Raw genomic sequence first — 13386 nt, forward strand, 5'->3', positions numbered from 1 at the left:
TCGTATGAATATTATTATTATTTTTGCCCTGATTTTTATTCCTTATTATAGAATGTAGACATGAAAAAGTGGTTTGGAATTTTTTGTTTCTTGGGGATTGTGGCTTGCGGCCGGACGGTTTTGCATGCACAGTCCTGGTTTGACGTGAAGCTTTGGGAGCGGGGCTTGCCGAACACGAACGGTAAGGATGGCGGGCCGGAACAGCAAGAGGATGGCATTTATACGCCAGAGATTCGTGTTTTCCTTCCGGATTCGGCGAAGGCTACGGGGCGTATCATTCTGGCTTGTCCCGGAGGAGGGTATTCGTTCATAGCCCTTGGGCATGAAGGTTACGATTGGGCGCCTTATTTCAATGGGATGGGTATCGCATACGCCGTGTTGAAGTATCGTTTGCCTTTCGGCCATCCGGAAGTACCGGTCAGCGACGCGCAAGAGGCCATACGCGTGATACGGCAGAATGCGGCGGCATGGCGGGTTAATCCTTATGATGTGGGTATCATGGGGTCTTCGGCAGGCGGGCATCTGGCTTCCACGGTAGCGGTTAATGCGCCTTTCGATTGCCGTCCCGATTTCCAGATATTGTTTTACCCTGTTATTTCGATGGAGCTGAACCAGACCCATAATGGTTCTGTTTATTCTTTTATCGGGAAAGAACCTTCGCACGGCGAGCAGTTGCGATATTCCAATGAACGGCATATCCGCCGCCACATGGTACCTCCGGCATTGCTGTTGCTGAGTGGGGACGATACGGTGGTGCCTGTCTCCAATTCTATTAAGTATTATACGGCTTTGTTGCAGGCAGAAGTGCCCGCTTCGATGCATATTTATCCCACGGGTGGACATGGTTGGGGCTGTAACTCTTCTTTTGCATGCCACGAACAGATGTTGGCCGACCTGAAAGCATGGTTGGACGGTTTGGATGCGCCGGACAAGGACGCCGTCCGTGTGGCTTGCGTGGGTAACAGCATTACCGATGGCTATGGCGTGCCCCTGAGCGAGGAATACGGTTATCCTGCGATGTTGGGCAAGAAATTGGGCAAGAAGTACTTGGTCAAGAATTTCGGTGTAAGCGGTCATACGATGTTGCAGAAAGGCGATTGCCCTTATATGAAGAATGACGTGTATCGGAGGTGCAAGGAGTTCAATCCGGATGTCGTGGTCATTAAATTGGGTACGAACGACAGCAAGCCGCAAAACTGGAAATACAAAGATGAGTTTATGACGGATGCGCAGCAGATGATAGACGAATTAAAGGCTTTGCCTGCCCGTCCGGATATTTATCTGGCTTATCCGGTAAAGGCGATGACTTCGGCTTTTGGCATTTCGGACAGTGTGATTGTCAATGGGGTCATCCCGATGTTCCGGAAGTTGGCTAAGAAGAACAAGCTGAAGGTCATCGACCTCCACTCTTTGTTTGACGGCCATCCCGAATGGCTGATTTCGGACGGCATCCACCCCAATGACAAAGGTGCCGCCGTGATAGCTGAAGAAGTAAAGAAAGCTATTGGGGAAGATACGGGAAATGGGAAGAAATAAGTAAATAAAAACAGAAAAGGTTGCCTCTGGATATTCCGTGCAGGCAACCTTTTCTCGTTAATGTTTGATTTCGATTTCTTCTTTCATATCTATTTCCTGCCCGTTCTTGTCGTGGAACTCGTATTGCAGGAAACCCAGTTTCTGACTGGGGATTACTTTGAGTCCGAATCCGTATTTGACTTGCCACTTACGTTTCAGGGAAACGATGCCCTGGTTGATGTAGGCTGCCACATACGGGTGGACATGAAGCGTGAAATTCTTAATCCCTAATTTATTGGCCATCGTACTGATTTTGCTTTCCAAAACATCTGTGAACAGAAAGCTTGATTTCACGGTACCCTTACCGAAACAAGTAGGACAGACTTCATCCACATTTACATCCATGACCGGACGCACACGTTGGCGCGTAATCTGCATCAAGCCGAATTTGCTTAATGGCAGGATATTATGGCGGGCACGGTCTTTTTTCATATTTTCGCACATGCGTTCGTATAATTTTTGCCGGTCTTCCGCCAGATTCATATCGATGAAGTCCACCACGATAATACCTCCCATGTCGCGTAATCTTAATTGGCGTGCCAGTTCGTCTGCCGCCCCTAAATTGACATCCAACGCATTGGCTTCCTGCCCGTCTTTTGATTTGGAGCGGTTGCCGCTGTTCACGTCCACGACATGCAATGCTTCCGTATGTTCGATAATCAGATAAGCTCCATGCTTATAGGATACGGTTTTTCCAAACGACGATTTGATTTGCTTGGTTACGTCAAAGTTGTCGAAGATGGGCAGCTTGCCTGTGTATTGTTTCACGATACCCGCACTTTCCGGAGCTATCAGCGTCACATAGTCTTTTACTTCATTGAAAATATCCGTATCGTTGATATAGATGTTTTCATACGAAGGATTGAACAAATCCCGCAGCATGGCTACCGTGCGGCTAGTTTCTTCAAAGACCAGTTCTGGAAGCTTGCTTGCTTTTTGCGCTTTAATGAAGGCATCCTCACATCTTTTGACTAATACCTTGAGTTCCGAGTCGAGTTCGGCCACACGTTTCCCTTCGGCTACCGTCCTGACGATAACGCCGAAGTTTTTGGGCTTGATGCTTTGGATGAGCTGTTTTAAACGTGCACGCTCCTCGGCTGATTTTATTTTGGAAGATACGGATACCTTGTCTTGGAAAGGCATCAATACCAGAAAACGTCCGGGGAACGATAGTTCACAAGTCAGGCGCGGTCCTTTGGTCGAAATGGGTTCTTTTACAATTTGTACCAGAATCTCTTGTCCTTGCTGGAGCGTGGTTTGTACACTTCCGTCTTTTTCAAGGTCGGGCAGAATCGAAGCCTTCGAGAATGGATACAATTTTTTTTTGTCGCTGGTTACTTGTTTGAGGTATTTGGTGTAAGAATTGAATTTAGGGCCAAGATCAAGGTAATGTAAGAAGGCATCGCGTTCATAGCCTACGTTCACAAAGCATGCGTTCAACCCCGGCATAAGTTTCCTCACTTTTGCCAGATATATGTTGCCCACCACAAAAGAGGCCGACCGGCCCTCTTTCTGAAATTCCACCAACCTTTTGTCCTCTAACAATGCAATGGAAATCTCCTTGGGCTGAACATCTACTATAACTTCGCTTGTCATTCTTTTAATTTTACTATTTGATTCTATACAGCCTTGTTTACATAAAGAACAAACTTGTCGGAATCTGTAAAGAGCCCGTCCAAGTTTGTTCTCTATTCTTTACTTACAGACAAGCGTTGGCTACTTGCTCTTATGTCTGTTCTTTCTCAATCTTTTTTTACGTTTGTGTGTAGCCATCTTGTGTCTTTTTTTCTTTTTTCCGCTTGGCATAGCTCTAATGTTTTATAAGTTAATAAATCTGTTTACTATCTTTTTCTGTTCAAATGATTCTTACTTCTTGATTGCATCAACAAAAACCTTAGCCGGTTTAAAGGCTGGAATGTTGTGTTCGTCTATGATTATAGTCGTATTCTTGGATATATTACGAGCTGTTTTTTTAGCTCTTTTTTTAAGAATGAAACTACCGAAGCCACGAAGATATACGTTATCCTCTTTTTGAATCAAAGATTCCTTTACTGATTCCATAAATGCCTCTACGGCTGTCAGCACGGTTGCCTTGTCGATACCCGTTTTTTTGGAAATCTCGTTTACAATTTCTGCTTTTGTCATCTTTCTGTAAAAATAATTGTTTGTAAATGCCTAATTCCTAATTTTTTGGAATGCAAATATATAGCTTTTTAGCAAGGAAAGAAAGAATATCATTGAAAAAAAACTCGTTTTTTTGCTTTTGGGTACTCTGAAAGAGCTAATTTTGTACCGTTTATCTGTTTTTGCAAGAATGAAAGATTATAATTTTGCTTATAAGTTGTTGGCATGGTATCAGGAAAACAGAAGGGTTTTACCGTGGAGGGACACTCATGATCCATATATGATTTGGATTTCGGAGATTATCCTTCAGCAGACGCGGGTCGTTCAAGGATATGATTATTTCCTGCGTTTCATGGCTCGCTTTCCTGATGTGGATGCTTTGGCGGCAGCTTCAGAAGATGAGGTGTTGAAATGTTGGCAGGGGCTGGGATACTATTCTCGTGCGAGGAATTTGCATGCGGCGGCTCGCCAGATTGTGGAGTGGGGAGGATTCCCTGAACGTTATGAAAATATCCGTCAATTAAAGGGGGTGGGAGATTATACGGCAGCTGCCATAGCTTCTTTTGCATTCGGGTTGCCCCATGCTGTGGTGGATGGGAATGTATATCGTGTGCTTTCCCGTTATTATGGGATTGAAGAACCGATAGATACGGGGCATGGGAAAAAGTGTTTTGCAGCTTTGGCGCAGGAGTTGTTGCCCGAGGGCAAGGCGGCTGATTACAACCAGGCCGTGATGGATTTCGGTGCCCTGCAATGTGTGCCTAAGAATCCTAAATGTGGAGAGTGCCCTTTGGTTGGCGGTTGCATTGCTTTTCGGGACAAGAGGGTGCAGGGCTTTCCGGTGAAGTCACGGGCTTTGACCGTGACGGAACGCTATTTGCATTATATGTACATAGAGGTGGGGGAAGAAATTGCAGTGTTTCGGCGAGAGGCTAATGATATTTGGAAGGGTTTGTATGAACCTTTTTTGGTAGAAACCCCTACGGTATGTGCTCCGGAAGACTTGCTTGTGGATAAAAAAGTTCCATCGTTCATCCGGTCTGATAAGGCCGTGAAGACTTATTTGTGCGGGGGTGTTCGCCATCAGCTGACCCACCGTACGTTGATTTGTGATTTTTATAAGGTGGAACTGGAAGATAAACCCGATGATTTCGGACGTAGTGCTTGTTGGGTAAAAAAGGGGGAACTGCCAAACTATGCGTTTCCCCGCTTAGTTGTAATGCTGTTTGAGAAGTTTGGTTTGTGGTAAGAAAATGAAAGAGTTGCAGAAAAAGTGACGTTATAGTTGGTGGGATATGGTTTATTTATTAATTTTGGAGAAATTTTAAAATGAAAGGCGTATGTCTTTAAATAAAGTGATGTTGATTGGAAATGTCGGGAAAGAACCCGATGTTCGTTATTTGGATAACGGAGTGGCTGTGGCTTCGTTGACTTTAGCCACAACGGAAAGGGGGTATCGTCTGCAGAATGGTACGGACGTGCCGGAACGTACGGAATGGCATAATATAGTATTGTGGAGAGGCCTGGCTGAGACAGTAGAGAAATACGTTCACAAAGGTGACAAGCTGTTTGTCGAAGGAAAAATTCGTTCTCGCTCGTATGATGACCAGAATGGAGTGAAACGATACATTACGGAAATATTTGCAGACAATATGGAGATGCTGTCTCCCCGGAGTCAGGCTAACCAAGCTTCTTCTCCTTCTGCTTCTTCTTCTCCTTCTGCTTCCGCACAGGTACAGGGCGGAAAAGAAGACTTACCCTTTTGATGTGTAACTAAATTTGTGAATTTTGGACCCTGATACATATTTATCCCAGTTTATAGCGTTATTTGACCATATAGAGGTTTATCCTCCGGATTTGGGAGCTACGATTGCTCTTGTCTTGTCTGTGTTGTTGTTAGGTTGTTCTGGTTTTGTTTCAGCTTCAGAGATTGCTTTTTTTTCCTTGTCCCCTACGGATGTGGGTAAGATAGAAGAGAATAGGCACGCGGCAGACAGTAAGATTCTCGAGTTAAAGGAAGATTCGGAGCGTTTGCTTGCTACGATTTTGATATCCAACAATTTCGTGAATGTGGCTATCATCATGTTGCTGAATTTCTTTTTCAGTAAAACTTTGATTTTCGGAGATAGCCGTTTGTTGGAATTCCTTTTTATGACCGTCTTGCTCACCTTCTTGCTTTTGTTGTTTGGTGAGATTATGCCGAAAATTTACTCGTCCCAACATACGTTGAGCTTTTGCCGCATGGTGGCTCCTTCTTTTGTTTGGATGGAAAAGTTGTTTTGGCCCCTTTCGTCATTGCTCGTGCGGTCGAGGAAATTGGCTACGAAAGTAGTGCATAAGGAAAAACGGACCATATCGGTCGACGAGTTGGAACAAGCCTTGGAACTGACGGATAAAAAGTATATTGCAGAAGAGCAGAATATGTTGGAGGGGATTATCCGTTTTGGAGGAGAGATGGCCAAAGAAATAATGACTCCTCGTATGGATATTGTGGACTTGGACATGAAAGCTCCTTATCCGGATGTGCTTCGATGTATCGTAGAGAGTAACTATTCCCGTATTCCGGTATATGCGGATTCGCGTGACAACATAAAAGGTGTGCTTTACATTAAGGACTTGTTGCCCCATCTGAACAAACCTGCAAATTTCCGTTGGCAGTCTTTAATCAGGCCGCCTTATTTCGTTCCGGAAACAAAGATGATTGATGATTTGTTGGGAGATTTTCAGAAGAACAAAGTGCATATCGCCATTGTGGTGGATGAGTTCGGAGGTACGTCGGGTATCGTGACGATGGAGGATATTATCGAAGAAATTGTAGGTGAAATAAACGATGAATACGATGAAGATGAACGCCAGTACGTGCGGTTGAACGCGAATACGTATGTTTTCGAGGCAAAAGTCCTGCTTACGGATTTCTTTAGAATCATGAAACTGGACGATGATTTTTTCGAGGAGGTAGAAGGAGAGGCCGATACTTTGGCCGGGCTTCTGTTGGAAATTAAAGGTGAGTTTCCGGAACTTCATGAGATAATCAAATATAAAAACTATTGTTTTGAAGTGTTGGAAATGGATGACCGGAGGATTTTGAAGATAAAAGTGACGGTGGAAAATCCGGAAACATCCGATGGGGTGTAAATCATATAGAGGAACGAATGCCGCTGTTTCGGGAAATAAATTGTGGGCAAGGTTGGGGAGGTATATGGAAAATTACCGAGACCTTCGACGAGTTGTGTGACATGTTGCCTCACAGCGCGTATTATCGGGAGCATGCTTTCCGTTTTGTGGCTGAGCGGAGGCGCTTGGAATATGTGGCAGTGCGTTTGCTTATTTTCACTCTGACAGGAGAAGAGCTACAGGTGGAATATTTGCCGTCCGGCCGTCCTTTTTTCCGTGGCAGAAAGCTTCAGCTTTCCATTTCCCATACATTCGGATATGCAGCCGTGTTGTTTTCGGAAGAATATGAAGCCGGACTTGACATAGAAGTATTTTCTGAAAGAATTGTAAAGTTGAAAGAACGTTTGATCGGTCCGGAAGAAGCTGCAGAAACAACATACGAGATTCTTTTGCATTGGTCTGCCAAAGAGGCTGTTTTTAAGATATTGGATGAAGAGGGTATTGACTTCAGGGAGAATCTGACGGTACAAAATTTAAGTTGTCCCGCGATGCCCGACCATACGGAAGCGGAAGGAGATTTTTCTTTATATTATCATTTGTCGGACGGGAAGACGGGAACCTTTCCGGTGCATTATGAAACTACGGCCGATTTCGTCCTGACTTATGCGTTTCGGAAACTGTAAAGTGAGGATGCAATAGCTGTTACCCGGTTTGAAATAAAAGTGAAGATACATCCCCCGTATGGAAAGGGAGACGTATCTTCACTTGTTTTTAGGCACGTACCACTTGTCTTTTCATCATTTGACAGAACAGTCCGTTTTGTTTTTTCAGTTCCTCCGGATTTCCGGTTTCTGCGACATGCCCGTCTTTCAGCACTACTATTTTATCTGCGTGTGCGATAGTACGCATGCGGTGTGCGATAATCAGTACCGTTTTATGTTTGATTAGTTCCGAGATACCTGCCTGGATTTTTGTTTCGTTCTCTACGTCGAGCGAGGCTGTGGCTTCGTCTAGCAACACGATGGGAGCGTCTTTCAATAACGCCCGTGCGATGGATATGCGCTGACGTTCTCCGCCCGATAAGGTTTCTCCGTTTTCCCCGATAACGGTTTGGTATCCTTGAGGCATTTTAAGGACAAACTCGTCACATCGGGCCAACCGTGCCACGCGTATCACTTCTTCGTCAGTCGCTTCCCGTTTTCCGATTCTGATATTCTCCATGACGGATGTATTAAACAGGATTACGTCTTGAAAAACGATGGAGAAGCATTTTAGCAGACTTTCCGGTTCAATCCTGCTGATGTCAGTCCCGCCGAGCGTGATATGTCCGGCCGTGGCATCCCAAAAACGAGCCGCTAATTTGGCTGCCGTGCTCTTTCCGCTTCCCGAGGGACCGACTAAGGCTGTGATTTCTCCTTGCCGGGCAGTAAAAGATACGTTGTCCAAGACTTGCTTTCCCTTTTCATAAGAGAAACTTACGTGGTCGAACCGGATGTCATATCCGTTGGGATTGAACGATTTCTCTCCGTGTTGGACCGGCATGGCTTCCATTTCTTTCATCCTGTCTATGCGGATGTCAAGGTAGAATAACGCCGCCAGATTGTTCAGCACTTCATTGATGGGGATGTAAATACGTGAGCCGATAACCATGAATATCAAATACGTGAAAAGCTCCGTTTGACCGGAGGCTACCAAAGAGGCTCCGACAATGATGACACTTGCCAATCCGAGCTTCAAGATGCTTTGAGAGCCGTTGACGGCAATACCCATCAGTAATTCGCTTCGTGTCAGTTGGTGCTCGTATTTATTGATTTTCTCGTCCAATCCGTTCAAGTAAGCCGCTTCTTGGTGATAGGACTTGATTTCCTGAATCGTGTCCAGTCCTTCCTGTATTTGTTCGGTCACTTCCCTTTTGTTCAGGTAGTTCGTTCGGTTCTGCTTGTGCAGTTTCCTTTTGGAGAGGACGATGACGGCCAAGGATATGGGAACCACCCAAAACAAAGCGAGTGTAAGTGCCCAGTCGTAGAATGCCATGCCTATCGTAATCAACAGGATGCTGAGCAGAGACGCAATGAGTTGCGGTACGGCATGCGAAAAAGTGTGTTCCAGTTCCGTACAATCGTCCATGATGGTGGCAGTCAAGTCGGACAGGTTCTTTTCTCCGAAGAACGCGAGCGGAAGTTTCCGCAGCTTTTCGGCCAGCGAGATACGCCGGTTGGCACTTTCGTCGTAAACGCAAGTGTAGGTGCTTCGGTACTGGAAGACGGCAATCACATACATGACAGCCATGAATGCGATTCCGAGTAGTCCGTAGTAACATGTCCCATGTGCTATTGTGGCCTCGGGGTTGAAGACAGGACGAATCCAGTCTTGCAGGTATAGGAACACATATACGGCGGGCAACATCAGCGCGACATCCAGCCATACGGTCCAGAACACTCCCTGACAAAAATCCTTGGCACCTTTTTCCGAAAGGGCGAAACGGTTTCTTATTTGACTAAGCATGGTGAACCTCCCTTCCGATGGTCCAACTGACAGATTGCTGATATTCATTCCACATGGTTTTGTATATGCCGTTTTGTTTTAATAGTTCCTCGTGTGTACCTTGCTCGACGATTCGTCCTTTGTCGATTACCAGAATACGGTCGGCATCGGTAATGCTCGATAGCCTGTGGGCGATGGTCAGCACGGTTTTCCCGGCAGTCAGCTCCCTCAGTGCTTGTTGGATGAGATGCTCGTTTTCCGGATCGGCGTATGCCGTGGCTTCATCAAGTACGATGATAGGGGCATTTTTCAGGATGGCCCGTGCCAGGGCGATTCTTTGCCGTTCTCCTCCGGACAGATACGTTCCTTCCGTCCCGATTTTCGTATCCAGTCCCTCCGGCAGACGGTCTATGATTTCCCTGCATTGCACAAGGTCGAGTGCCCGGTTGATTTCCTCCTCTCCGGCTTCCGGGTTTCCGTATTTCAGATTCTTGCGCAGCGTCGTTTTCAGAAGATGAGGGTTCTGAAAGACGAATGACACGTGCTGCATGAGGTCCTCCGGTGCGATATGCTTGATATTGACGTGGCCAATCCGGATTTCTCCTTCGTCGGCATCCCAAAAACGGGGGAGCAGTCTGGCAATCGTTGTTTTACCGCCTCCCGAAGTGCCGACAAGGGCCACTTTCTTTCCTTGGGGGATGGAAAAGCTTATTCCGTCTACGGCTTTCTGCGTAGCACCGGGATAACTGAAACTCACGTGGTCGTAGCAAACATCAAAAGCCGTCGGCTTCTCCGGTTTTTCCGGCCGGGACAACGGCTTGTATTCGAGCAGCCGTTCCAAACGTCCGATTGCTTCTCCGGCCTGTCCTAAAGCTTCGCTGAGATGCATGCTTTTCATGATGCTTTGCGAGAAAAGCGGGGTAATGAGTACGAACAGGAAGAAGTTGAGCAGGGTGGAAGCATAGTCGCCATCACGGCTTACGATGAGAATGACGGTGGGAGCGAGGAAAAAGACGAAACTGTTGATGACTGTCGTATAGCACGACATCGGTTTTTCCCACAGTCCGGTATAGGAAGAAGCCATTTGATTGTAGGCCATGATGCTTTTATGGAAGTTCTTGAAAGAGTAGATGGTCTGTTGGAATACCTTGATGACCGGTATGCCCCTGACATATTCTACGGCTTCCGTATTCATTTCTTCCAGTGAAGTCATGTAGGCACGCATGAAGGCCTGTCCTTGCGTGTTCATGAGGTGTCCCATCAGGAACATGGCTACGGCTACCGGAATGATACAGACGAGCCCCAGTTTCCAATCGAACGTGAAAATCAGGATGACGGCCGTCAGCGGTACCAGGACGGAACCGGTCAGGTCGGGCATCTGGTGGGCCAGAAACGAGTGGGTGATACCGGCATTATCGTCGATGACCTTACGAATCTTGCCGCTAGTATTGAGGTCGAAGAATCCGAGGGGCATGCGGACGATTTGCCTCATGGCTTCTTTCCGCAAGTTGGATTCCACCCGGAACGCTGCCAGATGGGAGCACATCAATGCCAGGTAGTATAAGACGACACTTCCGACAGCCAGACCTGCCGCCCACCCGGCGTATGGTATGGTCTCGGCGGGAATCCCGTTGCCGTGTGTATCAAAAAATCCTTTCACAATCAGCCAGATGAAAACATAAGTGAGCATACCCGTCACTTCGCTTACTGCCGAGATACACATGGAAAGCGGCAGCAAAGCTTTCCGTTTTCCCATATAATGTTGGAGTTTCCGTAATGTATTCATAGATTTGGGTATTGAGTCGGTTCTTTTGTTTTTTGTGCCGTGACACAGATACTTTCTTTTTTCATCTTGTCTGTGCGGACGTGGACAAACCCGCAATTTTCGAGCTTGTGTTTAATCTCTTCGGCGGTATATACGGACATCCCTTCGATGCGGTCGGTCCAAGTCGTGTTGTGGGGGTCGCTGGCTTCGCAGGCAATCAGGAAAATGCCTCCCGGTTTCAGAATGCGAAGTATTTCGCGGAAAGCCTTGTCCGGATCTTCCCAAAAATATAAGGTTTCAAAGGCCGTGGCGACATCGAATGTGTCTCCCTTAAAAGGCAGGTCCGAGGCCGTACCTTGGAGGATGAAACAACGTTCATCCAGAAAAGCCTTGTTTTTTTGCCGGGCGAAAGCCACGCTTTCCGGAGAAATGTCCACGCCGTAAACTTGTCCTTGCGGGCATCTTTTCAGCATGTGGGCGATGTTGGCTCCTCCTCCGCAGCCGATGTCGAGCACTTTCCAATCGGGGTGCCAGTCCAAATGTGTAAACGCCCATGCCGCCAACGGAGCATGGCCTGTGTTCATGCTCCTTAGAATCATCCGTCCCCAGAAGCCTTGAGGCTTACGGGTGTTTTGCAGGATGCGGTTGATGAAATTCTTTTTCATTGTATGATGGATTGATTATAATACGTAATACGTTGACGTGTAAAAGCTTACTTGATTCTGTATCCCAATAAGGAACTGAACTTGCAACTGAAACGCGGAAAACGGGCGAAAAGACGCATGACGGTTCCCCAGCGTTCGGTGAAAAATTTCTGGTAGCAGGCTTGTTCTATCAGTTCCAGTGCGGGCACCCAGCCCTCTACTTCGTGCCCGTCGCTGATGCCGGAACGGATTTCGGCTGCCGATTTCCGCAAGGAGTCCGGTTTTGCTCCGGATTTTACCATCATCTTACCACAAACGTCAAACCATAATTCGCCGCCGCTGAAGCGTTCGGCGATATGCTTCAAAACCGTTTTTACCTGTTCCTCGTAGAAATACATCAGCACGCCTTCCACCACGAAGATGAATTGCCCCTCGGGGTGTTGTATCTTCAGTGCGTCCATCCATCCGGTTTCAAGGAGCGATGCCGCGATGTAACGGTCTTCGCCGGTTTCCGGAATCAGTTTTCGGCGTAAGTCGATGACTTCCGGCAAGTCCAGTTCGTAGAAGACGGCTGCTTGGTCGTTGCCGATACGTTGGTAGCGTGTATCCAGACCACACCCGACATTGACCACGACAGGGTGGGGGTGGTTTGGGATGAAACGCCGGATGGCATCGTCGAAGTACTTGCCGCGTACGACACATCCTACTTCACTCATTTTGGCTCCGTCGAATTGGGAATAGTCATATTCGATGCTGTCCACCAGCTGTTCTGCCATCGTGTCTTTCAATATGGCATCTCCTTTTCTCCGGCTTTCCTTGGCCCGCATGTAGAGCGGAATCAGCAGCGTTTCGGCCACTACATTTTTAAATTCATACTTTTGTTTCATAATCTTATTTTTATTAACGGTCAGACTTTCGTGGGAAGCAGTTCAAAAACGAACGCTATTCCGATTTGTTCAAAAAAAGAGGGAACTTATATTTTCATAAGTTCCCTCCATCCGGCCACCTCGATGGTCATATATTCGGTGACGACCTTTTCTATCTCGTCCGGCTTGACCCGCCGCATGAGAAGTTCTTCAAACAAGGCAAACATCCACACCGTATGCATACGTATGGAAAAGTCCGAAATGTCGGTCTCCAGTTGCGGATGCTTATGTTTCATGAGTGTGAAATATTCTTTGACCAGCACCGTCGACTTCCGTGCAAACTCTTCTTTGTAGTTTTCCAAGGAAGAGCCCTGCGAGCGGAAAAGCAACAGCAGCAGCAAGTCGCGATGCCGATGGATGAACGAGGTGTATTCGTCCACCATGTGTTTGAAGTAATCCCTGTCGCACATGGACATGATGTCGGTTCCGCGCCGCCCGTGATGCTCGTCCAGCATATTCTCGAAAGTGCGCACGGCCGGAGCCACGATTTGGACAAAGATGTCGTCCTTGCAAGAAAAGTAATTGTATATATTGCTCAATCCTACCCCCGATTTGTGCGCGATTTCCCGCATCGGCACTTTCAGGTAGCCTTTTTCCAGAAACAAGGTGGCCGCCGATTGCAGGATGTCGCTTTTGATATGGTCTTTTACCGTTTGCATAGGCATGTCTGTTTGTCGTACAAAATTAGGATGGATTGTCAGCCGGTGCAATACCTAAAAAAGACGATTTTGACATCGGTCTCCCCCCGGGGGAT

Annotated in this window: 12 protein-coding genes; 5 read left to right on the forward strand and 7 right to left on the reverse strand. The window is 46.9% G+C overall.

What is annotated here, in order from left to right; all coding sequences use genetic code 11:
* Nucleotides 1-60 precede the first annotated feature (60 nt).
* Nucleotides 61-1536 carry a GDSL-type esterase/lipase family protein gene (locus tag AC5RDV_RS02075; protein ID WP_282747678.1) on the forward strand — a complete coding sequence of 492 codons (1476 nt, stop codon included), beginning with the start codon at nucleotides 61-63 and terminating at the stop codon, nucleotides 1534-1536.
* Nucleotides 1537-1593: 57 nt separating this feature from the next.
* Here AC5RDV_RS02075 and AC5RDV_RS02080 read toward each other — a convergent pair whose 3' ends face one another.
* Both AC5RDV_RS02080 and AC5RDV_RS02085 read right to left on the reverse strand, forming a co-directional pair.
* On the reverse strand, nucleotides 1594-3171 hold the full coding sequence (locus AC5RDV_RS02080; protein ID WP_008623989.1) for an Rne/Rng family ribonuclease: 1578 nt from the start codon (nucleotides 3169-3171) through the stop codon (nucleotides 1594-1596).
* Nucleotides 3172-3441: 270 nt separating this feature from the next.
* Nucleotides 3442-3720 (reverse strand): HU family DNA-binding protein, encoded by a 279-nt coding sequence (locus AC5RDV_RS02085; protein WP_008621614.1) that lies wholly within the window; start codon nucleotides 3718-3720, stop codon nucleotides 3442-3444.
* Between the two features lie 169 nt (nucleotides 3721-3889).
* Here AC5RDV_RS02085 and mutY point away from each other — a divergent pair, with 169 nt between their 5' ends.
* The 4 genes from mutY to AC5RDV_RS02105 all read left to right on the forward strand — a co-directional run bounded on the left by mutY (nucleotide 3890) and on the right by AC5RDV_RS02105 (nucleotide 7496).
* Nucleotides 3890-4948 (forward strand): A/G-specific adenine glycosylase, encoded by a 1059-nt coding sequence (mutY, locus tag AC5RDV_RS02090; RefSeq protein ID WP_008623987.1) that lies wholly within the window; start codon nucleotides 3890-3892, stop codon nucleotides 4946-4948.
* 91 nt (nucleotides 4949-5039) lie between these two features.
* A complete protein-coding gene (locus AC5RDV_RS02095) occupies nucleotides 5040-5465 on the forward strand; it encodes a single-stranded DNA-binding protein (RefSeq protein ID WP_276787219.1) in 426 nt (141 codons plus the stop codon).
* Nucleotides 5466-5487: 22 nt separating this feature from the next.
* Nucleotides 5488-6834 (forward strand): gliding motility-associated protein GldE, encoded by a 1347-nt coding sequence (gene gldE, locus AC5RDV_RS02100; RefSeq protein WP_282747679.1) that lies wholly within the window; start codon nucleotides 5488-5490, stop codon nucleotides 6832-6834.
* A gap of 17 nt (nucleotides 6835-6851) precedes the next feature.
* A complete protein-coding gene (locus AC5RDV_RS02105; RefSeq protein ID WP_282747680.1) occupies nucleotides 6852-7496 on the forward strand; it encodes a 4'-phosphopantetheinyl transferase family protein in 645 nt (214 codons plus the stop codon).
* An 88-nt stretch (nucleotides 7497-7584) separates the two neighbouring features.
* Here the strand turns inward: AC5RDV_RS02105 and AC5RDV_RS02110 are convergent, their stop codons facing one another.
* The 5 genes from AC5RDV_RS02110 to AC5RDV_RS02130 form a co-directional block, all read right to left on the reverse strand.
* Nucleotides 7585-9318: an ABC transporter ATP-binding protein gene (locus AC5RDV_RS02110; protein WP_276787224.1), complete on the reverse strand. Its 1734-nt coding sequence runs from the start codon at nucleotides 9316-9318 to the stop codon at nucleotides 7585-7587.
* The gene (locus AC5RDV_RS02115; protein WP_276787226.1) at nucleotides 9311-11083 is read right to left on the reverse strand and encodes an ABC transporter ATP-binding protein; all 1773 of its coding nucleotides are present in this window, start codon (nucleotides 11081-11083) and stop codon (nucleotides 9311-9313) included. Before AC5RDV_RS02115 ends, AC5RDV_RS02110 begins: the two co-directional genes overlap by 8 nt.
* Nucleotides 11080-11727 carry a class I SAM-dependent methyltransferase gene (locus AC5RDV_RS02120; protein WP_276787228.1) on the reverse strand — a complete coding sequence of 216 codons (648 nt, stop codon included), beginning with the start codon at nucleotides 11725-11727 and terminating at the stop codon, nucleotides 11080-11082. Before AC5RDV_RS02120 ends, AC5RDV_RS02115 begins: the two co-directional genes overlap by 4 nt.
* 47 nt (nucleotides 11728-11774) lie before the next feature.
* Complete coding sequence (locus tag AC5RDV_RS02125; RefSeq protein WP_276787230.1) at nucleotides 11775-12593, reverse strand: class I SAM-dependent methyltransferase; 819 nt, start codon at nucleotides 12591-12593, stop codon at nucleotides 11775-11777.
* A gap of 86 nt (nucleotides 12594-12679) precedes the next feature.
* Complete coding sequence (locus AC5RDV_RS02130) at nucleotides 12680-13297, reverse strand: TetR/AcrR family transcriptional regulator (RefSeq protein ID WP_276787231.1); 618 nt, start codon at nucleotides 13295-13297, stop codon at nucleotides 12680-12682.
* Nucleotides 13298-13386: the final 89 nt, after the last annotated feature.

It is taken from the genome of Paraprevotella sp., from assembly GCF_986071375.1.